This is a genomic window from Achromobacter sp. MFA1 R4 (assembly GCF_900156745.1).
Lineage (GTDB): Bacteria > Pseudomonadota > Gammaproteobacteria > Burkholderiales > Burkholderiaceae_B > Achromobacter.
Genome location: NZ_LT707065.1, coordinates 3,324,700 through 3,346,626, shown reverse-complemented (window position 1 = coordinate 3,346,626; position 21,927 = coordinate 3,324,700). Strand labels below are relative to the sequence as shown.

General features: G+C 68.4%; 20 protein-coding genes. 8 read left to right on the top strand and 12 right to left on the bottom strand.

Annotated elements, in window-relative coordinates; genetic code table 11:
- Positions 1-7: 7 nt before the first annotated feature.
- On the bottom strand, positions 8-769 hold the full coding sequence (locus tag BXA00_RS15245) for an SDR family NAD(P)-dependent oxidoreductase (protein WP_076519256.1): 762 nt from the start codon (positions 767-769) through the stop codon (positions 8-10).
- Between the two features lie 25 nt (positions 770-794).
- Positions 795-1,547: an SDR family oxidoreductase gene (locus BXA00_RS15240; protein WP_076519255.1), complete on the bottom strand. Its 753-nt coding sequence runs from the start codon at positions 1,545-1,547 to the stop codon at positions 795-797.
- 166 nt (positions 1,548-1,713) lie between these two features.
- Between BXA00_RS15240 and BXA00_RS15235 the strand changes: the two genes are divergently transcribed.
- From BXA00_RS15235 to BXA00_RS15210, 6 genes are all read left to right on the top strand, one after another.
- Positions 1,714-2,718, top strand: a complete 1,005-nt coding sequence (locus tag BXA00_RS15235) for an AraC family transcriptional regulator (RefSeq protein ID WP_076519254.1) — start codon at positions 1,714-1,716, stop codon at positions 2,716-2,718.
- Positions 2,719-2,788: 70 nt separating this feature from the next.
- A complete protein-coding gene (locus tag BXA00_RS15230; RefSeq protein WP_076519253.1) occupies positions 2,789-4,492 on the top strand; it encodes a DUF6138 family protein in 1,704 nt (567 codons plus the stop codon).
- Positions 4,493-4,790: 298 nt separating this feature from the next.
- A complete protein-coding gene (locus tag BXA00_RS15225; RefSeq protein ID WP_076519252.1) occupies positions 4,791-5,876 on the top strand; it encodes a LuxR C-terminal-related transcriptional regulator in 1,086 nt (361 codons plus the stop codon).
- 297 nt (positions 5,877-6,173) lie between these two features.
- The gene (locus BXA00_RS15220; protein ID WP_076519251.1) at positions 6,174-6,506 is read left to right on the top strand and encodes a hypothetical protein; all 333 of its coding nucleotides are present in this window, start codon (positions 6,174-6,176) and stop codon (positions 6,504-6,506) included.
- Positions 6,507-6,773: 267 nt separating this feature from the next.
- Positions 6,774-9,236, top strand: a complete 2,463-nt coding sequence (locus BXA00_RS15215) for a penicillin acylase family protein (RefSeq protein WP_076519250.1) — start codon at positions 6,774-6,776, stop codon at positions 9,234-9,236.
- Between the two features lie 195 nt (positions 9,237-9,431).
- The gene (locus tag BXA00_RS15210; RefSeq protein WP_076519249.1) at positions 9,432-9,875 is read left to right on the top strand and encodes a CopD family copper resistance protein; all 444 of its coding nucleotides are present in this window, start codon (positions 9,432-9,434) and stop codon (positions 9,873-9,875) included.
- Positions 9,876-9,899: 24 nt separating this feature from the next.
- Here the strand turns inward: BXA00_RS15210 and BXA00_RS15205 are convergent, their stop codons facing one another.
- The 7 genes from BXA00_RS15205 to BXA00_RS15175 form a co-directional block, all read right to left on the bottom strand.
- On the bottom strand, positions 9,900-10,640 hold the full coding sequence (locus tag BXA00_RS15205) for an META and DUF4377 domain-containing protein (RefSeq protein ID WP_197685547.1): 741 nt from the start codon (positions 10,638-10,640) through the stop codon (positions 9,900-9,902).
- A gap of 271 nt (positions 10,641-10,911) precedes the next feature.
- On the bottom strand, positions 10,912-12,993 hold the full coding sequence (locus tag BXA00_RS15200; RefSeq protein WP_076519247.1) for a DUF4387 family protein: 2,082 nt from the start codon (positions 12,991-12,993) through the stop codon (positions 10,912-10,914).
- 122 nt (positions 12,994-13,115) lie between these two features.
- On the bottom strand, positions 13,116-14,042 hold the full coding sequence (locus tag BXA00_RS15195) for a LysR substrate-binding domain-containing protein (protein ID WP_076519246.1): 927 nt from the start codon (positions 14,040-14,042) through the stop codon (positions 13,116-13,118).
- Between the two features lie 13 nt (positions 14,043-14,055).
- Positions 14,056-14,484: a VOC family protein gene (locus BXA00_RS15190; RefSeq protein ID WP_076519245.1), complete on the bottom strand. Its 429-nt coding sequence runs from the start codon at positions 14,482-14,484 to the stop codon at positions 14,056-14,058.
- A gap of 221 nt (positions 14,485-14,705) precedes the next feature.
- On the bottom strand, positions 14,706-15,533 hold the full coding sequence (locus BXA00_RS15185) for a lysozyme inhibitor LprI family protein (RefSeq protein ID WP_076519244.1): 828 nt from the start codon (positions 15,531-15,533) through the stop codon (positions 14,706-14,708).
- A gap of 293 nt (positions 15,534-15,826) precedes the next feature.
- Positions 15,827-16,426 carry a nitroreductase family protein gene (locus tag BXA00_RS15180; RefSeq protein ID WP_076519243.1) on the bottom strand — a complete coding sequence of 200 codons (600 nt, stop codon included), beginning with the start codon at positions 16,424-16,426 and terminating at the stop codon, positions 15,827-15,829.
- A 168-nt stretch (positions 16,427-16,594) separates the two neighbouring features.
- On the bottom strand, positions 16,595-17,521 hold the full coding sequence (locus tag BXA00_RS15175; RefSeq protein WP_076521964.1) for a LysR substrate-binding domain-containing protein: 927 nt from the start codon (positions 17,519-17,521) through the stop codon (positions 16,595-16,597).
- A 132-nt stretch (positions 17,522-17,653) separates the two neighbouring features.
- On the opposite strand from BXA00_RS15175, the gene BXA00_RS15170 reads away from it, so the two are divergent.
- Positions 17,654-18,469: an aminotransferase class IV family protein gene (locus BXA00_RS15170; RefSeq protein WP_076519242.1), complete on the top strand. Its 816-nt coding sequence runs from the start codon at positions 17,654-17,656 to the stop codon at positions 18,467-18,469.
- 68 nt (positions 18,470-18,537) lie between these two features.
- On the opposite strand, the gene BXA00_RS15165 is transcribed toward BXA00_RS15170, so the two are convergent.
- Genes BXA00_RS15165 through BXA00_RS15155 form a run of 3 tightly spaced genes read right to left on the bottom strand, consistent with a single transcriptional unit; the run spans position 18,538 to position 21,295 of the window.
- Entirely contained in the window at positions 18,538-19,503 is a 966-nt protein-coding gene (locus BXA00_RS15165; RefSeq protein ID WP_076519241.1) for a tripartite tricarboxylate transporter substrate binding protein, read from the bottom strand.
- A gap of 44 nt (positions 19,504-19,547) precedes the next feature.
- On the bottom strand, positions 19,548-20,033 hold the full coding sequence (locus BXA00_RS15160) for a DUF3237 domain-containing protein (protein ID WP_076519240.1): 486 nt from the start codon (positions 20,031-20,033) through the stop codon (positions 19,548-19,550).
- Positions 20,030-21,295 (bottom strand): flavin-dependent oxidoreductase, encoded by a 1,266-nt coding sequence (locus BXA00_RS15155; protein WP_076519239.1) that lies wholly within the window; start codon positions 21,293-21,295, stop codon positions 20,030-20,032. Before BXA00_RS15155 ends, BXA00_RS15160 begins: the two co-directional genes overlap by 4 nt.
- A 136-nt stretch (positions 21,296-21,431) precedes the next feature.
- Between BXA00_RS15155 and BXA00_RS15150 the strand changes: the two genes are divergently transcribed.
- Positions 21,432-21,923 (top strand): MarR family winged helix-turn-helix transcriptional regulator, encoded by a 492-nt coding sequence (locus tag BXA00_RS15150; protein ID WP_076519238.1) that lies wholly within the window; start codon positions 21,432-21,434, stop codon positions 21,921-21,923.
- Positions 21,924-21,927: the final 4 nt, after the last annotated feature.

The following is a 21,927-nucleotide window of genomic DNA, read 5'->3' as shown; positions in this document are numbered from 1 at the left end:
GCCGCGCCTAGCGCAGCGCCACGCTCATGCCGCCGTCGGCCATCACCACGGCGCCCACGATGTAGCTGGCTTTTGGCGACGCCAGGAACGCGATCACCTCCGCGATCTCGCTCGGCTCGGCCGCGCGCCGGATCGGCGCGTTCCTGCCATGCTCGGCGAGGAATTTCGGTCCATCGGCGTGGATATGGTTGGTGATGTTGGTGACCACGTCCCCCGACCCCACGGCGTTCACGCGGATGCCGTGCTCGATCGCCTCCAGCGACAGCGCGCGCGTCAATTGCGCCAGCGCGCCCTTGGACGCGGCGTAGGCCGCGATGGTGGGAAACGCCTGGTAGCAGGCATAGGAGCCCACATTGACGATGGCGCCGCGGCCCGCGGGCACCATCGCGCGCATGGCCTCGCGCGAAAACAGGAAGGCGCCGGTGGAATTGACCGCCTGGATGCCGTTCCAGTCGTCCAGGGTCATGTCGACCACCGGCTTGTTGATGATGATCCCGGCGTTGTTCACCAGGATGTCCAGGCGGCCGTAGCGCGCCAGCGCGGTCCTGACGGCCAGCTCGGCGCTCTCTTCGCGCGCGATGTCGGCCACCAGGGGCTCGACCCCGGGGCGCGCCAGCGCGCGCACGCTTTCCTGCCGGTCCACCGCCACCACGCTGGCCCCCTGCGCATGCAGAAGTTCCAGCGTGGCCTGGCCGATGCCGCTGGCCGCCCCCGTCACGATGGCGGCCTGGCCGGCAAAGGGGCGGGTTGCGTCGTACGTCGTCGTCATGATGTCTTTCCTCTCAATGGGTTGTTCAATACGGGCTGGCCGTCGGCCGCACCACCACTTCGCTGACGTCCACGTCGTCGGGCTGATCGATGGCATAGGCAATGGCGCGGGCGATGGCGTCCGGGTGCAGCGCCACGCGGCGGAATTCCTGCATCGCCACGCGCGCGGTGTCATCGGTGATGGTGTCCGCCAGCTCTGACTCGACCACGCCCGGGCAGACGACCGTCACGCGGATCTTGTCGGTCTCCTGGCGCAGGCCGTCCGAGATCGCGCGCACCGCGAACTTCGTCGCGCAGTACACCGCCGCCGTCGGCGACACGCTCAGCCCGCCGATGGACGACACGTTGATCACCTGTCCCCGGCCCCGGCGTTCCATGCCGGGCAGCACCGCGGCAATGCCGTGCAGCACGCCGCGGATGTTCACGTCGATCATGCGGTCCCACTCGTTCACCTTCAGCGAGGACAAGGGCGACAGGGGCATCACCCCCGCGTTGTTGACGATCACGTCGACCGGCCCGTAGGCCGCTTCCGCGGCACGCACAAAGGCCTGCATGTCCTCGGCCGAGGTGACGTCCAGCGCGCGAAACGCCGCCGTGCCGCCCTTTGCCTGAATCTCTTGCACCAGCCGTTCCAGCCGGTCGGTGCGGCGCGCCCCCGCATACACGCGGTGGCCCTGCGCGGCCAGCAGGCGCGCGGTCGCCTCGCCGATGCCGCTGCTGGCGCCCGTGATGAGCACCACTTTGGATTGCCGGGATTGTTGGGATTGCGTCGTGGTCATGGTCGTTCTCCTAAGTTGGAACCATGACTGGAATGCTAAGGACGGCGCCGCCTCGCGCGAATACCCGGCCCTATCGCACCCTTGCCCATTCCTATTGAAGGCCGTTTTTTGCAGGGACGCGGACCGGTAGAATGCCCGGAACCGGAAACCGAATCACGAAGGCCCCATGACACTGCCGTCCAATCCGCTGTCGCAAGAGATGATCGCCCTGGTCGAACGCCTGGCGCCCAACGAGGGATACAGCCTGTCCGCGCTGGACGGCGTGCGTTTCATGCGGTCGGACCGGCCGCTGGGCCGCACGCCGGTGCTTTACGAACCCGGCATCGTCATCGTGTGCCAGGGCCGCAAGCTGGGCTTCCTGGGCGACGAGGTCTATGTCTACGACGCGCAGCACTACCTGGTGCTGTCCGTGCCCCTGCCCTTCTCCACGGAAACGCAGGCCAGCAAAGAAGAGCCCCTGCTGGCCGTCTCGATCCGGCTGGACCTGGCCACGGTGGCGGACCTGGCGCTGGCGATCGACGCGCACGACGCCGCGCGGCGCGAGGGCGGCCCCCGCGAGGGTGGCCCCCACGAAGGCGGCCCCCGCGAGGTCGCGCCCCGCGATCACGCGCCGCTGGGAATCGCGTCCACGCCGCTGTCCGGCGAACTGGCCGATGCCACGGTGCGCCTGTTGCGCGCGCTGTGCAGTCCGCTCGATGCCCAGGTCCTCGGCCCGGCGCTGGTGCGCGAGATCGGCTTTCGCGTCCTGAGCGGCGAGCAAGGCGGCGCGCTGCGCGCCGCGCTGGCGCACCAGGGACGCTTCGGGCGCGTGGCCAGGGCGCTGCGCCGCATCCACACCGACTTCGCCCAGCCGCTGGACGTGACACACCTGGCGCAGGAGGCCGGCATGAGCGTGCCCGCCTTTCACGTCAACTTCAAGGCGGTCACGCAGACCTCGCCGATCCAATACATCAAGTCGACGCGGCTGCACCAGGCAAGGCTCATGATGATCCGCGACGGCCTGACGGCCGCGTCGGCCTCGGCCCGCGTGGGCTACGAGAGCGCGTCGCAATTCAGCCGCGAGTTCAAGCGCTTCTTCGGCCGCGCGCCGGTCGAGGAAGTGCGCGACATGAAGGCGTCGTTCGCGCTGTCGCCCGCCGTCGCCATCGGCGAGTTCGCGGCCCCGCATTGAAATTGCCGGATGCCCAGGGCGTGTGCCGCATCGTGTAGCATTCCGCGCACTTGCAGCCACTCCATGCATCATGAGCTCTGACGTATCCCGCGCCATTGGCGTGCATCACAAGACCGCCCGCCAGATCCAGGATGAAGCGCTCGCCGCCATCCATGGCTGGTTCGACAAGCTGCAAGCGCGCGACGACGTCGATGCCATCGTGGCCCGCACACCGCTGCAAGCCGGCATCCACAGCGAGATCCTGCTGGAATACGAGCCCACGCGCATCGTGTTCGATGTCATGCCGGGATGGGAGCCGGACGACGAGGACGGGCTGCACGCCGAGGGCGGCGGCGGTCCGCTCAGCCCCGAAGCGGTCCAGGAATCCCTGGCGCCCGTGCTGCGCGAGGCCGTGCTCGAACGCATCGCCCGGCTTGCCGGCAAGCCGCACCTGAATCACCACTTCCGTTTTCGCGCGCAGTTCCCCACCACCGGGGGCCGGCTGCGCCTGACGCTGGTGGACCACACCGACGCGCACAAGCAGCAGTGGCTGCGCGAGCGCGTGGCGCAGTACATCGACCAAGCCGTGCTCAATGGCAGCCAACCCACCGATCCGCTGCATGTCAGCCTGCTGTGCGGCCACCTGCTGGATGCGCGCCTCTTTCCCGAACCGGACTACGCGCGGCTGGTCTGCATCTTCCAGCGCCTGCTCGCCCTGAACGCGGGACAGCCGTCGCTGGCCGAGCTGCGCGGCTCCCTCATCCACGCGCTGCGCCGCTGGTCCGAGCAGCAGTACCTGCCGCGTTACGTCGACGTCTCGCAGGACCCCTTCCGCCAGAACATCTATGCGCGCAAGCCCGGCGCCGCGCTCGATCCCCAGGACCGCGGCATCGACCTGCTGCTCTACGCCGCGACGCTGATCCTGCGCCACGAGCCCGGCTATGCGCGTCCCACCGGCCTGGGATTCCTGGAAATCGCGCGCGACCTGGGCAGCGCGCGCGCGGCGGCCATGCTGGCCGAAGGCAGCGGCGCGCATCCGGCCGAATGCACCCGGCTGACGGACGAGCTCGTGGATTGCGCCGCCAACGACGTGCTCGCCACCGTGACCATCGCGATCCGGCAGGAAACGCCGGCTGCCTACGTCCGGTCGCTGGAATTCATCACGCGCCTGCTGCGCGCAGGCTTTCCCGCCGGTTACCGCATCGCGTTCAAGAGCACGGCGCGCCACTACCTGCCGGTCAAGGGCCTCGCCCGGTCCGACATGCACCGCTTCTTTGCCAACGCCGCGCAGCACCCGCAGGCGCATGACGCGCTGCAGGCCTATGCCTGCGCCGCGATCCAGCCCTACGAGTGGTACACCGACGCCGAAGCCGAGAAGGCCTGCCTGTCCGGCACCTATGCCGCCTTTGCGCTGGGCCTGGCCGACGCCAGCCGCTTTGCGCTGCTGCGGCACTACATGGATCAGGTGGATGACGAACATCAGTCGGTGCAGGACCGCTATACCGCCGTCTTTCTTGAACACCATGGGCTGACGCCCGACACCGTCTCCACCGCGGTCGCGTGCCTGCGCCGCTGCACCGACGGCTTCAAGCTGCCCGCCAGGTTCGCGGTCGACGATGCGCAGACACTGACACTACTGGCCGACGCGCTTGCCGACCTGCCCGAGCATGAACGAGCGCATGTGCGTGCACACGTGCGTGCGCGGTTGTTCGGTTCCGACAAGAAGCTGGCCGCGCTGGCGCGCAAGGCCGACGATGCGCGCAAGGCGCCGCTGCTGCGGCTGCTGGAGCCCTAGCCGGGCGGCGCGCGCGCACGCCGTTGCGCGCCGGTTGAATTATCCCGGTATCGCCGCATCACCACGCGCGCCGCCCCGATTTTCATGGCCTGTATTCGCAGGGAATCTCGCCGTGCGCGAGGATTTGAGACGATAATTTGCGCTTGGGCCCGCTGCCGATCACGCGTTCATGCGCGGCGCGCCCAGCCGCTTTGATCCGCAGCAGCGGTGCGCCGCCATCCCTGACCGGCCGGCGCCACCTACCACCATCTGTGACACGTAGCAACGTTTACGTCTGAACCAGAGTTGGAGGCACGCCATGCCCGATCATCGAATCGCAATGCGCCGCGCCGTCGAGGCCGTGGACCATCTGACCGACCCGGATCCGCCATGGGCCGACATCCTCAGCACGGCCCGTGACCTGGTCGGCGCCGACAGCGGCGCCCTCATCGTGTTCGATGCCCGGAACAAGCTGCTGACCCTGTCGGCCATCGGGCTGTCCGATGCGTGCGCGGCGGATTACCAGGCGCACTACTTCAGCTGCGACATCGTGGAACAGGACTCCCGCAACGCGCCCGCGGGCACCTGGCTGGACACCGCGCGCATGTACGACGCGGCCCAGTTGCGCCGCACCGAGTTCTACGCGGACTTCATGACCAAGCACCGCATGGCGCAGGTGCTGGCGCTCATCATCGAATCCAACACCGTGCTGCACGCCGCCATCGGCTTTCAGCGCTCGTCCGTCGATCTCAAGGCCAGCGAGCGGCTGCAATCCGGCGACTATGCCCGGTACTTTCGCACGCTGCGCAACCAGTTGGCGCTGCGAGAGCGCAACCGGACCATCGGATGGAAATCGCTGGAAAGCGCCTTCTCGGAGGTGCAGGAAGCGGTGCTGCTCATCAGCATGGATTGCATGGTGGACAAGTTGTCGCCGCTGGCAGTCGGTTACCTGGGCGACACCAACGGCTGGACCCTGCACGGCCGCAGGCTGCGCCACGCGGACGCCAAGGTGCAGCGGCTGTTCGATGCGCATTGCGCCGCCGTGGCGCGCGACGGCCAGATGCGCTCGATGGCCACGGCCTCCGGCTGGGGGGAACTCTTCTGGGTCGACATCAGCGCGGCGCCGCAGGCGCTCAGCCTGATCGGCGGCAGGATGCTGCTGGTGCGCCTGCGCAAGAAAAGCGCCTTCGCCATGCCTGACGTCACCAAGCTGCAATCCGTGTTCTCCATCACGCATGCCGAGGCCGCGGTGCTGGCGGGCCTGGCCGCCGGGCACAGCGTCGAGGAGGTCGCCACCCTGCGCCATGCCTCGGTGCTTACCGTGCGCAAGCAGGTGGCCTCTTTGCTTACCAAGATGGAGTGCAGCCGGCAGTCCGAACTGGTGAGACTCGCCTCGCTGCTGTAGGCGCAGGACGACGGCCGAGGCCGCCGGGAGCGTACTCAAATTTGAGTATGCGGGCTGCACCCATGCGGTCCTACGATGAGCACAAAGGCATGAGACCCGGGCCGCCGCGCCCCGCCGGGTCACCCCCCCGGCCTGCCCCCCCGCGCCGAACAGGCCATCGCGCCAGCGCGCCGCGCCGGACCATGACCGTCGCGTATCCGGTCCGCAGCTATCTTCGGCCAGCGCCGCGCCACGGCGCGCGCTTCGAGGACACCGGCCCCAATGCTGCGTCTCCCCCTGAAGCCTTAGGAGTCATCCATGAAGCCTGACCTGACATTCCGCGCCCTCGTCCCGGCCGCGCTGGCGGTGTTCGCCCTGCTGTCCAGCCCGGCCGGCGCCCAGTCGGCCGCTTCCGCGCCCACCACCGCCGCGCCCGCCCCCGACTACACCCCCACCCGCGCCGACGTCGAGCGCGACCTCGCCGCATGGCGAGAGTCAGGGCTGGAAGCCCAGTGGGCCGGCGATGAAACCCCGGACATCAACAGTCCGGTGTACATCTCCGACTATCGCAAGTACCAGAGCACCGTCCACGGCAGCGGCATGTCGCAGCCGGCATCGCAGTCCCAGACGGAACCGCAGCGTCGCTGGTGACTCGGCCTTTGCACCGTACCGGCCCACGACGCGCGCGCAGTTGCGCGCGCGCGTCGTCGGTGTGACCAAACCTGTCCGGGCCGCCCGCCCGGCTTGGCGCCCCGCGCAGCCGCCCCGTTACAGGTCCTTCCACATTTAGCCAAATGACACAGTGCTTCCTCCGCTTCTGATTTAGTTCTACTCGTTGCTTGCTGTGGCGTCCGGCGCGACTTTCAGCGCCTGCGTACCGCGGGCAGAGAAAAAATCAATAACCCGGAGGAGAAGTCTATGCGTACGTTCAAGCGCAGGGCCGCCGCATTGCTGGCAAGCGGCCTGATCGTCGTGCTGGCCGGTTGCGCCGCGCCCGGCGGCAAGAAAGACACGGTCGCCATGGCGGGCCTGTCGCAGCCCGTGGAGATCGTCAGGGACAAGCACGGCGTATCCCACATTTATGCCAAGAATCAGGCGGACCTGTTCTTCGCGCAGGGCTTTTCCGCCGCGCGCGACCGGCTGTGGCAACTGGACCTGTGGCGCCGCCAGGGCGAAGGCAAGATGGCCGAGCAGTTCGGACCGCGCTTCATCGAACAGGACCGCGCCGCGCGCCTCTTCCTGTATCGCGGCGACATGCAGGCGGAATTCGCCAGCTACCACCCCGAAGGCAAGGCCATCCTCACTGCGTTCGCCAACGGCATCAACGCCTACGTGAACTGGGTCAAGGCCAATCCCGACCAGATGCCGCCGGAGTTCAAGCTGACGGGCACCGAGCCCGGCTACTGGAGCGCGGAGACTTCGCTGATCCGCATCTACGGCCTGACGCGCAACCTCAGCGAGGAGGTCCGTATGTCGGAGCGGATCGCCGCCCTGGGCCTGAACACCGTGCAGGGATTGAGCACCTTCGAGCCGCCCTTGGCGCTGCAGATTCCCGCTGGCCTGGACGTGCGCCAGATCGACAAATCGGTGCTGGCCACTTACCGGCTTGCGCGCGACGGACAGAAGTTCGAGGCCGGCGATTTCCCGCGCAGCCCGCTCGCCGCCGACGACCGCGCCAGGCTGGCGAGCGCCCTGTCCGAGGGCAGGCTCGCGTCGCTGGACCCCGGCTTCGACCCCCTGGCCGCCCGCTACGAAAGCAATAACTGGACCCTGAGCGGCGAGCGCACCGCCACCGGCAAGCCCATCCTGGCAGGCGACCCGCACCGATCCATCGCCATGCCGTCCTTGCGCTACATGGTCCACCTGAACGCCCCGGGCTGGAACGTGATCGGCGCCGGCGAACCGTCGCTGCCCGGCGTCTCGATGGGCCACAACGACCGCATCGCGTTCGGGTTGACCATCTTTGCATTCGCCGACGAAGAGGATCTCTACGTCTACGAAACCAATCCCGCGAACCCCGGCGAATACCGCTACCAGGGCCGGTGGGAAAAGATGCGCCAGGTCGACGAGACCATCCCGGTGCGCGGCGCCGCTCCCGCCGTGCGCAGCTTGAAGTTCACGCGCCACGGACCCGTCATCCACGAAGATCCGGTGCGCCGCAAGGCTTACGCGGTGCGCGCCGCCTATCTGGAATTCCCGGGCACGGCGGCCTACCTGGCCAGCCTGCGGCTGAACCAGGCGCAGAACTGGAATGAGTTCGTGGCGGGCATGGAAAAGCACTACACGCCCAGCGAAAACATGGTCTACGCCGACGTGGACGGCAACATCGGCTGGTTTGGCGGCAGCATCGCGCCGATCCGTCCGCGCAACGACTGGTCGGGCATGCTGCCCGTGCCCGGCAACGGCGACTTCGAATGGCGCGGCGTGCTGCCCGGCAACTCCCTGCCCCGCGTCTACAACCCGCCCGAGGGCTACGTCGCAACGGCCAACGAGTACAACCTGCCCGCTGATTACCCCTACCGGGACATGTCGGCACGCACCTGGGCGGAACCCTACCGCGTCCAGCGCATCCGCGAGGTGGTGGCCGAAGGCCGCGGGCTGACGGTGCAGCAGTCGCAGGACCTGCAGTTCGACAACCTGTCGATTCCGGCCCGTACGCTGGGGGGCTACGCCAAGGCCCTGAACTCGGCCGACCCGAACGTCGGCGCGGCGCTGCGCCTGCTGAAGGACTGGGATTACCGCATGGACACCGATTCGCGGGCCGCGACGGTCTATGCGTTCTGGCTGCCTGAAGTCGTCAAGCGCGTGACCGACCTGTACGTGCCGGCAAGCGGGCGTGCGGCGTTCGGCGAGCTTTCCACCCGCAAGACCCTGGAAAAGCTCGCCACGCCCGACGCCGCCTTCGGCGCCCGGCCGGAGCAGGGCCGCGACGCCCTCTTGCTGCAGGCGCTGGCGGACGGGCTGCAGAAGCTCAGCGCCAAGATGGGACCGGATTCGACGCAGTGGCAATGGGGCAAGCTGCACCACATCCAGTTCGATCACAGCCTGGCCGCCCTGCTGCCGCCCGACACCGCCAAGGCGTGGGGCACGCCGCGCTATCCGGTCGGCGGCGACAACGACACGGTGCATCGCGCCACATTCCGCAAGTGCGATTTCCGCCAGACCAGCGGCGCGTCGTACCGGCAGGTGATCGACGTGTCCGACTGGGACAACTCGCGCGTGCAGAACGTGCCGGGCCAGTCCGCGGATCCGCGCAGCCCGCACTATCAGGACTTGCTCAAGGGCTGGGCGACCGGGGAGTATTTTCCGATGGCGTTCAGCCGGGCGAAGGTGGACAGCCAGCGCTCGGACACGCTGACGCTCACGCCGGCGGGGAACTGACCGGACGCCGCGGGCGGCCTCCAGCCGGCCTGTCCGGCTTGACGTTCGGCTTGATGTTCGGCTTGATGTTCGTCATGCCGCCCGCCGCGCCGCGGGCGGACAATGTCCCGCAGAACCTCCGGGACCAGGGCGGCAGGCGCCGCGCCGTTGCAGCGCCCCTGCCGCTCTCGCGTCCGCCATATCCCGGGCGCCGCCATGACCGTCTATCCCGTGCTGCTCATCCTGCACCTGCTTGCCGCCTTTCTTTTTGTCGGCACGGTGTCCTTCGAGGTGCTGTTCCTTGAGCCCGTGCAGCGTCGCCTGCCGCCCGACGTGCGCAAGGCGCTGGGCAGCCAGCTCGGTCCGCGTGTGCGCAGCGTGGCGCCGTGGTCGGTGTTGGTGCTGTACGTGGCCGGCATCGGCCTCGCGTGGCAGCACCGGGGCGCGCTGTCCGCGCCCTGGGCATCGTCCTTTGGACTGCTGCTGTCGATCAAGATCGCGCTGGCGCTCAGCGTGCTGGTCCATGTGGCGAGCGCGCTGGCGCTGGCCCGTCGCCGCCGGCTGACGGGCGCGGTGCAGGGCCGCATGCACCTGAGCGTCTTCTGCCACATGATCGCCATCGTCGTGTTGGCGAAGGCGATGTTCTATCTGACGTGGTGAGCCGGGCCGTGCGGTGCGCCTGCGCTAGCGGGCCTGCTTGCCCGAGGCGTCCTGCTCCACCACCATGTCCAGCACGTAGACCTTGGAGGGCGCATCGGCCGGCGGATTCTTCCAGTCATAGCGCTTGACGCGCAGCACGGTGCGCACGCCGTCCTGGTGTTCGAAGCCCTCGATGGACTGATAGAGCGGTTGCCATTTGTCCGGCGCCGGCAGCGCGATGCCCGCCTCGTTGAACTTGCGCTCGCGCACCATCAGGCACTGGTAGTGCGGAATCATGGGATGGCTGCATTCGGCGCGCTTGGCGGCCACTTCCAGGAACATGATCTGCCCCGTGCTGCCGTACAGCGTCTCGGGCGTGGGTTCGCCGATGAACTTGAGCACGGTTCCGTCCTGCGCCGCCAGTTCCAGCGCCGGTTCGGCCTTGTCGCCCGACAGCGCGACGCGCAGGTCACCCTTCAGGCGCTGGCCGATTTCGGCGTCCAGCTGCATCAGGCTCTGTTCGCAGGCCTTCATCGTGGACGCCAGGTTCGCGATGGTCAGCACCCCGTTCTTGTAGGTGTAGCCGCCGAACTGCGCATTGCAGCCGCCGCGGATGTTCAGGCCATCGGCCGTGAAGCTCAGGCGCACCTGGTGCTCGATGCCCTTCTGGAGGGCGGCGATCGACTGGCCCGCCGCATCGGTGGCCGAGGTCAAGCGCCAGTGGTAGGCAGTCAGGGTCGCCTGGGTCTCGGCGGCGGCGGACGGCGTAACGGCGGAAGCAGGCATGGCGGACGATCCTTCGCGGGGAGAGGTAGCGGGCGCGCAGGCGGAAAGCAGCGCGGCGCATACGGATGCAAGAAGGATGGTTTTTTTCATGATTGGTTCCTGTCAGCCGGATGGCCCTGATCGAAAAGCGGCATTCTACGTCCGTGGCGTGGACGAAAATGCCGGGCCACCGCCCAGACAGTTTCCAAATCTTGCGGTGCGGGCGTGCGGCCGGCGAGCGATTACAGTCTGACACCTTCGCCGCCGGCCGCACGCATGCGCCGACCCCGCGCTACAACGCCGAGGCCATCGCCAGCCGCTCCGCGTAGTGCGGAATCGACAGGCGCTCGATAACGGCCTGCTGCTGCGCGCCGAACACATCGCGCTCGTCCGGCGAGGCCGAGATATTCGGACGGTCGATCGTCAGCTTGATCGCGTTGCAGCTATCCACGAAGAACGCGCCGACGACGCGCTCGGGCGGCACCCCCAGCACCCGCGCCACGCTGGCGGGGCAGAACACGTTGGAACGCAGCGCGGCCTCGTAGTCGGCGGCGGAGTTGAACACGATGTCGAACGTGAGCCGGTTGATGCCCGCGTCCTTGCTGCGGATCACCACGGCCATGTCGAGCAGCGGCTGTTCGCGCTGGGGGCTGCCGTCGGGTGGCGCGTCGGCGATCAGCGACAGCGTGCGGTCATCCAGGTTGCCTTCGTAGCGCGTGGTGCCGATGTCGTCGTAGCGGGGCCGGCCGGACCCGCTTTCGGTCCATGCAGAACCATTGGCGCGAAAGTACGTGATCGGGAACATGCGCTGCTTGATCAGGTCTTCGTTCTGGAGCAGGTGGTAAAGCGTCCATTCATAGGCGTCGCCCGCGTCCAGGTTCATGCGCGAGCCTTCGCGGGCGGGGGCCAGCGCAAGCAGGCCGTCCAGGTCGGCGCGGTGGCGCGCGGCAAGCCGGGCGGGATCGCGGTCGATGGTGCGCAGCAGCGCCACCGGGCGGTCGGCCCCGGCTTCATGGATCTGCCAGGCCGCGTCGCGCAAGGCATCCGGAAACTCCGTCTGCACCAGCTTGATCACCGCCTCCCAGATCATCGCGTAATTCGCCTGGAACACCGGATCGCGCGTGCCGCTGGGCACGACCGCGCCGTACTGCCCGTCCTCGCGCTGGAAACTCACCAGATTGGGCGACAGCGGATAGGCAATGTTGCCGGCGGTGGCCTTACGCCCAGCATAGCCATAGTGGATCAGGTAGTGGGTGAGCAGGCTGGCCAGCGTTTCGGCGGCCTGGGGCGTGGCGGCGCGCGTCTCCACGATGAGGCCCAGCTCCTCTTCGCCATCCCGCACGGGCGTGGCCTGCACGCCGTTGCGGCCATACACCAGGACGTCCTCGGGGACGCGCGGCAGGTCGGCGGGGTCCAGATGGACCAGCGACACCTTGCGCTTGCCCAGCAAGCGCGCGCCCTCCAGCTTGATGCTCCACGGCCATGGCTTGCCCGCGTGCACGAACTGGCTGTTGCGGATGCCGGCGGTGCGCGCGTCGCGCGCGAAGAACTCGGTGTGTTCCATCGCCAGGATGCCCTCGGGGTAGAACTGGAGCTGGGGATGGCTTTCCTCGTACAGCGAATGCGCCGCGATCGAATAGGGCGTGCAGCGCCGCGCCGGATCCGGCGCCACGAAGAGCGCCGTACCGTCGTCATAGATCTCCGCCACCAGGCAATCCGACGGCGACCCGGGGTCGCACGCCAGCGCGCCGCATTCCAGCACATGGCCCACGTGGTACGCGAGGCCGGGATCGATGCCGCGGCGGATCATGTCCGACGCGAACAGCGCAATGTCGCACGCCCGGCCAGCCAGCACGTACTTGGCGCCGCTTTCCAGCGCGGTGATGAGGGGATGCACGCCCATCTGGCCCACGATGACGCTCTCTTCGAGCGCCGCCTCGTCCAGGTCGGGACCGGCGCCCGTGGCCCGCAGCGCCCCCGCCCGGTATTCGCGGATGACGCTCGCCGGATCCAGCTCGGAACGGATGACCGCCACGCTGCGGTCGCGCACGCCCAGCTCCTCGAAGACTTCCTTGGCGACGGCGATCATCCAGTCCAGGTTGCGGTTGCCGCCCGCCATGCCGCAGCTCCCCAGGATGACCGGCCCGTCGATGCGTTCGCCCGCCTCGACCATGTTGCGAAAGTCCGCCTTCACGGCTTCGCGTTCAAAGTACTCGGTTCCGGTACCCAGGTAATACGGGCCGGCGTCCATCGACCCCGCATCCGAGATCACGGCGTCGATGCGCCCTTCCAGGGCCTTCTGCAGCGATTCCCGGGGAAATCCATATCCCAGCGCGCCGCACGCGGACACCACGCGATAAACCAGCTTTGCCATCGTCACTCTCCTTGTCGCGCAGGCCGCCGAGGTTGGGGAACCTGCATGGGAGTGAAGCTTGCGCCGGTCTGGGGCGGGCAAAAAATACTATGTCGATATGCGGGTATAGGCGGGCGATATGGTCAGGGCGTCAGCAGCTCCGCGCCCGCCAGCCCCTTTTCCCGCACCTGCTGCATGACGACGTCGCTCAGCAGCCCCCGCACCGCCTCCGCGGGCGGGGCCAGCGGCACATCGGCCGACGCGATGACCGCAGCCGTCAGGTAAACCGGCGGCTCGATCAGCGCCGCCGACACCATGGCGCGTCCGGGCAGGCCGGAAAAATCGCCCCGCGGCAGGATCGTGTGGCCGATGCCGGCCTGCACCGCGGACAGCATGCCGGAGAACACCTCGGTCTCGGCCACGACCTGCGGCACGATGCCGGCCTCGGAGAAGAGGCGGTCCAGCATCCCGCGCGTGATGTTGGGATGCGCGGGCAGAATGAGCGGCATGTCCGCAAGCCGCTCGAACCGCAAGGCCGTTGGCCGTCGCCCGGGTTTGCACGGGCTGACCACGAAAAGCCGCTGCCGGAACAACGGTTCGCGCGCGAACCCCGTGGTCGGCTGGTCCTCGAACACCAGCGCCAGGTCGAGCGAGCTGTCGCGGATGCGCGCGCCCAACTGGCCGCTGGCGTCGCTGCTGAACCGCAGGCTGATCTTGGGCAGCACGGCCCGGCACTTTTCCATCAGTTCGCCGGCCAGGAACGACGCCAGCGTGGACGACATGCCGATACGCACGACGCCCTGGATCTCGCCGTCAAGCGACCGGACGATCTGCGGAATGCGCTCCATGCGGCTCAGGATGGAGGCCGCCTCCGTGTAGAACGCGGCGCCCGCCGCCGTGGGCCGCGCGCCGCGCGCGCTGCGGTGCAGCAGCACCACGCCCAGTTCCTCTTCCAGCGCGGCGATCTGCTGGCTGAGCGCCGGCTGCGCCACCGGAATGAGCGCCGCCGCGCGGGAGAAGCTGCCCGCCTCGACGATCTTCACGAAATACCGGAGGTGGCGCAATTGCACGGACGGGCTCCGGTCAGAACGTCACCTTGACCGACGGCGCACTGCGCTCGGCTGCGCCATGAAACACCGCCTCGATGTTGTTGCCGTCCGGATCCAACACGAATGCGCCGTAATAACCGGGGTGGTAATCGCGCAATCCCGGCGCGCCGTTGTCCTTGCCGCCGTGGGCCAGCGCCGCCTGGTAAAACGCATCCACCATCGCGGCGTCGCGCGCCTGGAACGCAAGGTGATGGCGCCCGGTCAACTGGCCAAGCGCGGCCTGGCTGTCGGCCGTCGATACGAACAGTTCGTCGGCCCAGAAGTAGTCGTCTGCCGTGCCGCCCATGGGCACCTCCAGGGCGTCGAACACGGCCTGGTAGAACCTCAGGCTGGCGGGCAGGTCGCGCACGACGAGCTGGATGTGATCGATCAGGCGGCCGCGATGGATCTCGTGGGTCTGCATGAGGTCTCCGTCCTGGTGAAAAGGCTCGGTTGACTATAGCGCCATCCGCCGCGGATCAACCGGGGCTCGATCAAATGGTGTCCACCCGCCGCGTCCGGCCCCGGAAAAAACGAGGCCCGCATTCCTCTTGCGAGCCATGCGGGCCTGACGTGAAACTCAGGTATCCGGCGCGGCGCCCGGCAGGTCGTGCCGCGAACGGTGGCGCACTGGCACCTTCGCCGCTACTTCGCGGCCGGATACGCCGGGTCGGCCAGGCAGGCCTGCACCCATTCGTAGTCGTCCGCGTCGTAGACCTCGCCGTCGATCTTTGGCAGCGGATCGGCCGCATACACGTACTGCGGCTGGGCCGGCGTGCGATTCCATTTCGTCTTGCCTTCGCTGTCGGAGCATGCCTGGTCCGCGTCGTTGTAGGAGCAGGACGCGACGACCTTGGGCTTGCCGTTCACGACATTGGCGACGTAGCGCCGGGTATACACGCCGCCCGATGCCCACGACTCGTCGATCGAACACACGTGGTCGTGGTTCTGGTAATGGCGAATCGCGAAGCACGCGTAATCCGTGTAGTCGCGCGGCAGGACGTCGCATGAGGTCCAATAGCCCGCGAACGCCCCGCCAGTGAACTGGGCCAGGAACTGCCGTTGTTCCAGCGCGCGGCGGATCATGCGTGGCACCGCGTCGCCTTTTTCCGTTTCCTTGAACTGCGCGCTGCGCGCGCGGATGAGATCGCGCCCGGCCTGGGCGGCGGTCTTGCCGTCGGGCAGCGCGTCGGGCGTCTCGATCAGCGCCTCCAGCGCCTTGTCCCGCGCGACCAGCCAGCGCTTCTGGCTGTTCACCAGCATCGCACGGATCTCGGCGTCGGGCGCCTGCTTGAGCAGCGCGGCGTAGTTCCGGTTCAACTCGGCATCGGCCGCGACCGCGCCGCGGTCCGAGCAGATCAGTTTCTCGACGTCCGTGGCGGCCTTCTTGCAATCGATGGCCAACGCGGGGGCCGACACTGCAAACAGCCCGGCCAGGGACAACAGGCGCAACGCGGGAGTTCCAGGTTTCATCCGATCTTTCTTGGGTTCAGTGGCGGGGCCGCCGGGCATGGCGGTTGAGGTGCCCGCCATTCTGGCATGAAACGGGGTCTGTCCCGAACATGCCGCGCTCGGTGGCGGACCTGGCCTGCCAACCGGAGGCCCGATCAAATGGCGTCCACCCGCCGCGTCCGGCTCCGGCAAAAACGAGGCCCGCATTCCTCTTGCGAGCAATGCGGGCCTGATACCGCGGTCATGCAGGGGCCTGCGATACGCCCCGGGACGCCCCGGGACGCCCCGGGACGCCCCGGGACGCCCCGGGCAGATCAGCCGAACACGCGGAAGCGCTCGGCGTCGTCCATGAAGGGCTTGTCGCCGAAGCCGGCTTCGTTCGAGCCGAACGGCATCTGCGCACGCAGTTTCCACCACGCCGGCACGTTCCATTCACGCGCCACGGCGGCGTCGATCAGCGGGTTGTAGTGCTGCAGGCTGGCGCCGACGCCGGCATTGGCCAGCGCGGTCCAGACCGACAGTTGGGCCATGCCGCCCGACTGCTCCGACCAGACCGGGAAATTGTCGGCGTACAGCGCAAACTTTTCCTGCAGGCTGCGCACCACGTCCTGGTCTTCGAAGAACAGGATCGTGCCCACGCCCGCGGCAAAGCTCTTGAGCTTGGCTTCGGTCTTGTCGAAACCCTCGGCCGGCGCAACCTTGCGCACTTCCTCGGTGGCCAGGTTCCAGAGCTTGTCGCTTTCGGCGCCGAACAGGATCACGGCGCGCGAGCTCTGCGAATTGAAGGACGAGGGGCTGTGCTTGATGGCGTCCTGGATGAGGGCCGTCAGTTCTTCCTTGGAGGCCGACAGGTTGCGGCCCAGCGAATACTGCGTGCGGCGTTTCTTGAGTGCGTCGAGATATGCGTTGCTCATGAGATATGACCTTTCGACCAGTAGATAGAGGTGACGATGAAAGGCATTCTACTGGCTGACCCATGACACGAACACCCGTTCAGCCGTACGTTCGCCGGAACAAACTGTTCCATTGATGGCAATAAAGCGGGAAAAGTGCGCATCCCTGCGCCGAATCAATCGCGGGGATCACGCCCCGGACGGCCGGCGGCGGACCTCGCCATCCAGCCAGTCCTGCAGCGCCTGCACGCGAGGATCGTCCCGGCTGCCGGCGGGATACACCAGGTGATAGGCATAGTCCGGCGCGACCTTGACGCCCACGTCGAACAGCCGAACCAGCCGGCCCTGCTCCAGTTCGCGGTCCACCAGCTCCAGTTCGACCAGGCCGGCCGCCCCGCCCTCCAGCACCGCCTGCACGACGTGGCTCGACTCGGCGAACGCCACGCAGCGGCGGCCATCGAAGTCCGGCACGCCCGCCGCCGCCATCCACATGGGCCAGTCCGGCCACACAATACCGCCGGGCCGGCAGTCCACGTAGCACAGCGTGTGGGCGGCCAGGTCCTCGGGCCGGGCGATGGCGGGCCCGCGCGCCAGCAAGGCGGGGCTGCACACAGGCACGACCACGGTGTCAAACAGCCGATGCGAAACCGCCCCGGCGTACCGGCCCGCGCCGTAGCGGATGGCGACGTCCACGTCGTCCCCCGCGAAGTCCCGCACGTCGTCGCTGATGTCGAAGGTAAGGTCCAGCCCCGGATGCGCGGCGCGCCATTGCGGCAGGCGGGGCAGCAGCCAGTTGGTGGCGAATCGCGCGCCCACCGACAGGCGCAGATGATGCGCGTCCCGGCCAAGCTTGCGCGCACGCGCGGCGGCGCGCCGCAAGGTGTCCAGCGCTTCGCCTGCCGCCTCGACCAGCACGGCGCCGGCTGCCGTCAGGCGGATGGTCCGGCTGGTGCGCGTGAACAGCACCAGGCCGAGCTGGTCTTCGATCTCTTTGATCTGATAGCTGACGGCGGCGGGAGTCAGCCCGACTTCGTTCGCCGCGCGCGTGAAATTCAGGTGCCGGCCCGCGGCTTCGAGGGTTCGCAATGCGCGCGTGCCGGGCAGCGGTCGATTCATGATCTTCAAGCCAGATTTGATGATGACTTGAAAACTACTGGTTTCCCCTGGCGTTGGCAATCGCGGATAGTAGGAATTCTTGAAGATAAACCGGCGGGACGGCATCGTCCCCCTTCACGCTTGGAGTCTCCCATGTCCGCCAGCCCGGCAACTTTCGTGATTCACCGCAACGGCCAGCCCGCGAGCGCCGCCGATCTGGGGCCGCTCGCCTTCGCGGGCTACGCGCACTTCACCGCGATGCAGGTGCGCGACGGCCGGGTGCGCGGGTTGGACCTGCATCTGGCCCGGCTGCGGTCGGCGTCGATGGAAATGTTCGGCCAGGCGCTGCCCGACGACACGGTGCGCCACCGCCTGCGCACGGCGATCCAGGCAAGCCCCGCCGATCATTCGCTGGTCGCCACCGTCTACACGCCGGCCGGCGAGTTCACCGTGGCCGGCCCCGACGCCGGGCTGGACATCCTGGTGCGCTCGAGCCCGCCTGCCGATGGGCCATCGGGCCCCCTGGCGCTGGCGGCGTTCGAGCACGAACGCATGCTGCCGCAGGTCAAGCACGTGGGCGAAATCGCGAAGACGTATCTGCTGCGCGAGGCCGCCGCGCGGGGCTTCGATGACGCGGCCTTCATGGACCGCCAGGGACGGCTGAGCGAGGCGTCGATCTGGAACCTGGCGTTCTGGGACGGCGCGGCGGTGATCTGGCCGGAAGCGGCCATGCTGCGCGGCACGACGATGGGCATCGTGCAGCGGCAGCTCGCGCGCCTGGGCGTGCCGCAGCACACGCGCGCGGTCACGCTGGCGGACCTGCCGGGCTTGCGCGGCGCGGCCGTGATGAACTCGTGGACGCCCGGGGTGGCGGTCAGCCGGATTGGGGAAGCCCGGATGCCGCCCGCGCCGGCCTTCCTGCAATGGCTGCATCAGGCCTATGCCGCCGAGCCGGCTGCCGCGCCCTGAAGCTGCCGGGCTGCCAGGCGGCCGGGCGAGCCGCGCCCGATGCGGCGCGGCACGACCGGCGCGTTGCATCAATCGGCCCGAAAGCCCGTCGCCTTCACCACGTCCGCCCAGCGCTTCGATTCCGAAGCCAGCAAGGCCTGCAGCGCCTGCCGATCCGAGCCCACGACGGCAAAGCCCGCGTCCCCCAGCGTTTTCACGGCGGCCGGCTGACGCAGCGCGGCCGCGCTGTCCGCCTGCAGGCGCGTCAGCACGGCCTCGGGCGTGCCGGCCGGCGCGAACAGCGCAAACCACGCCCCGAAGTTGACCGCCGGCAAGCCGCGCTCGGCGAAGGTCGGCACGTCGGCCAGGGCGGGCGATCGCTGCGCGCCGGTGGTGGCCAGGGCGCGCAGCTTGCCCCCCTGCACCTGGGGCGCGGCCAGCGCAGTCGTCACGAAGGCCGCCTGGACGCCACCGGACACCAGCCCCGACACCGCGTCGCCGGTCGAGCGGTAATGGATCGCCTCGATCTTCAGCCCCGCCTCGCGTGCAAAGAGTTCGGCGCCGAAGTGACCCGGCGTGCCCGCGCCAAACGTCGCGAAGTTCAGGCGGTCGGGCGCCTTCCTGGCCGCGTCGACAAAGGCGGTCAGGTCCCGATACGGCGAACTGGCCGGCACCACCAGCACGAAGTCGGCGCGCACCACCTCGGAAATCGGGGCGAAATCGCGCGGCGGATCGTAGTTCAGGTTGCGGTAGGTGGCGGGGGAAATGCTGATCGAGCCCACCTCGCCCAGCAGCAGGGTCTGCCCGTCCGCCGGGCTGCGCGCCACGGTCTGCGCCGCGATCTGCCCGCCCGCGCCGACCTTGTTTTCCACCACCACGCTTTCGCCCAGCAGCGGTCCCATGTGCTGGGACAGGGTCCGGGCCACGATGTCCGGTCCCGTACCGGGCGGAAAGCCCACGTTCAGGCGCACTGGCCCGTTGGGAAACTGCGCGGCCGCCGCAAGCGGCACGCACAGCAGGAATCCGCCCAGCAGGCGGCGCAGCATTGTTTGCATGGTTGTCTCCTGGTTTTTTTAATGCCGCGGCGCATGCCGCGGGGTCAGCAAATGCGATAAAAGCGCAGCTCGACGCGGTCGGGATACCGCGCGCCCGTGCCGATGAACAGGCTCTCGTTCATCCAGCCCAGCGCGGGCGACGACGTTTCAAAGCGCGGATAGCTGCGGAAATAGATGCGGGCGGGATCCACCGCCTCGCCGCGCGCCAGGCGCGCGATGTCCTCGGCGCTGCCCGTGCGGATGCCGGTGTTCTCCACGTAGACGCGTTCGCCGTCGGGCGTTTCGATCACGTAGCGCGCGTGGATGTCCGTATACGTGGCCGACCGGATGATCTGGAAGTCCGCCCCGCCCGGCAGCACCTTGCCGCGCAGGCGCGGCCCCTCGACCGTGCCGCCGGTGATGGGAATGACGCGGCGCCGGCCCTGCGGCGTATCGCCGACTTCCTGCGGCGCGCCCACGTCGACCACCACGGTGGCCACATGCTCGAGCCGGGGCGGCGGGATCTCGTTGACTGCCGTGTTGCCGCTCATGGCTTTTCTCCACGGGCCAGGCGCAGCGCCGCCGGGTCGAACCCCGCAAGCTGCTTGTAGCGCAGCGACACCGCCGCCAGCTCCTCGCCCGAAATCACGTCGTTCACGTCCGCGAACCCTGCCGGGGCGCGCTCTTCGGCCATCTGCATGACCTGCTCCGGCCCGTTCAGGCGGTTGCGCAGCACGATGCCCGCGGTGCGCGGCAGCCGTTCGGCCTCGTACTCCAGCAGCGCGATCTCCGGCGAACGCGTCTTGCCCCGCAGCGCCTGATCCAGCCAGTCGGCCAGACAGCGCGCGTCCAGAATCGCCTGGGCCGAACCGTTCGAGCCGATGGGATACATCGGATGCGCGGCATCGCCCAGCAGCGTGAACCGGCCCCCCGTCCAGCGCGGCAGTGGATCGCGGTCCACCAGCGGAAATTCATAGATCGCCTGCGCGCCGTCGATGATGGCGGGGATGTCGATCCAGTCCCAGCGCCAGTCGGCGAAGCGGTCGGCAAACACGGACTTGTCGACCTTGCGGTTCCAGTCCGTGGCGGGCAGTTCCGCGCCGGGAATCGACAGCTCGGCAATCCAGTTGATCAGCGAACGGCCTTGCCGGCGCAGCGGTTCCGAAATCGGATAGCAGACGAATTTCTGGTCCTGGTGGCCCGCCATGAACATGCTGCGCCCATCCAGGTAGGGCGGCGCCTCGGTCACGGCGCGCCACAGCATGCGCCCGGAAAACCGCGGCTCGTCGCCCACGGGATGGAGCTGGCGGCGCAGCGCCGAATGAATGCCGTCCGCCCCCACCAGAATGTCGCCCCGCACGGTCTGCAGTTCGCCATCGGCGCGGCGGCGAAATTGCGCCTGCACGCCGGACGCGTCCTGGCTGGCCGATTCGAGCACCATCCCCGGGACGATGGCATCCGGCCCCAGCCGGTCGCGCACGGTCTGCGCGAGCAGCATCTGGAATTCGCCGCGGTGCACCGAGAACTGCGGCAGCGGATAGCCCGCCTCCAGCCCGCGCGGCTCGCGCCAGATGGGCTGGCCGAACTTGTTGTAGTAATGGAGCTGCGAGGTCTCGATGGCGCGTTCGGCCAACGCGGGCATCAGGCCCAGTTGCTCGATCTCGCTTACCGCGTGCGGCAGCAGATTGATGCCCACGCCCAAGGGCCGCAGTTCCTGCGCGCTTTCATAGATGCGGCAGCCGATGCCGCGCCGATGCAGCATCAAGGCAAGGGTCAGCCCGCCGATGCCGGCGCCGGCAATGACGATTTGCATGTCTACTCCTGGTCTTATTTGTTATGCAACATAACAAAATAGACCGGCTTTCCGCACGAGGGATTTCCCGCAATCCGGTGGCGCGGCGACAATGCCTGCATTAGTGTTGAGGCCCCCGAGCCGCCATCCGCCCCCAATGTCCAGAGCTTCCGTCCAACACCCTCGCCGCCCTGCCGCCCGCGGCGAACACTTCGATCCGCACGTTCCCGGCATCCAGTACGGGGCGCTGGACGATCTGGTCGGCTACGCCATCCGCCGCGCGCAGATCCTGATCTACGAAGACTTTCTCGCGGCGCTGGCGCCGTGGGACATCACGCCGCAGCGCTACTCGGCGCTCACGCTGATCGCCGCCAACCAGCATCTCAAGCTGACCGACCTGGCCCGCATCCTGGGCATCGCGCGCTCGGGCGCGGTGCAGATCGTCAATCAATTGCAGGAACTGGGCTACGTCGAGCGCCAGGAGGCCGAACGCGACCGGCGGGCCTACTCCCTGGCCATGACCCGGGCCGGCCACGAAGCGCTGGCCGCCATCACCCGCGCCGTCCAGGCGCACGACGCACGCATCAGCGCCAAGCTGGGCGCGGCCGAACGCCGCAGGCTGATCGGACTGCTGGGCAAGCTGGGCTAGCGGC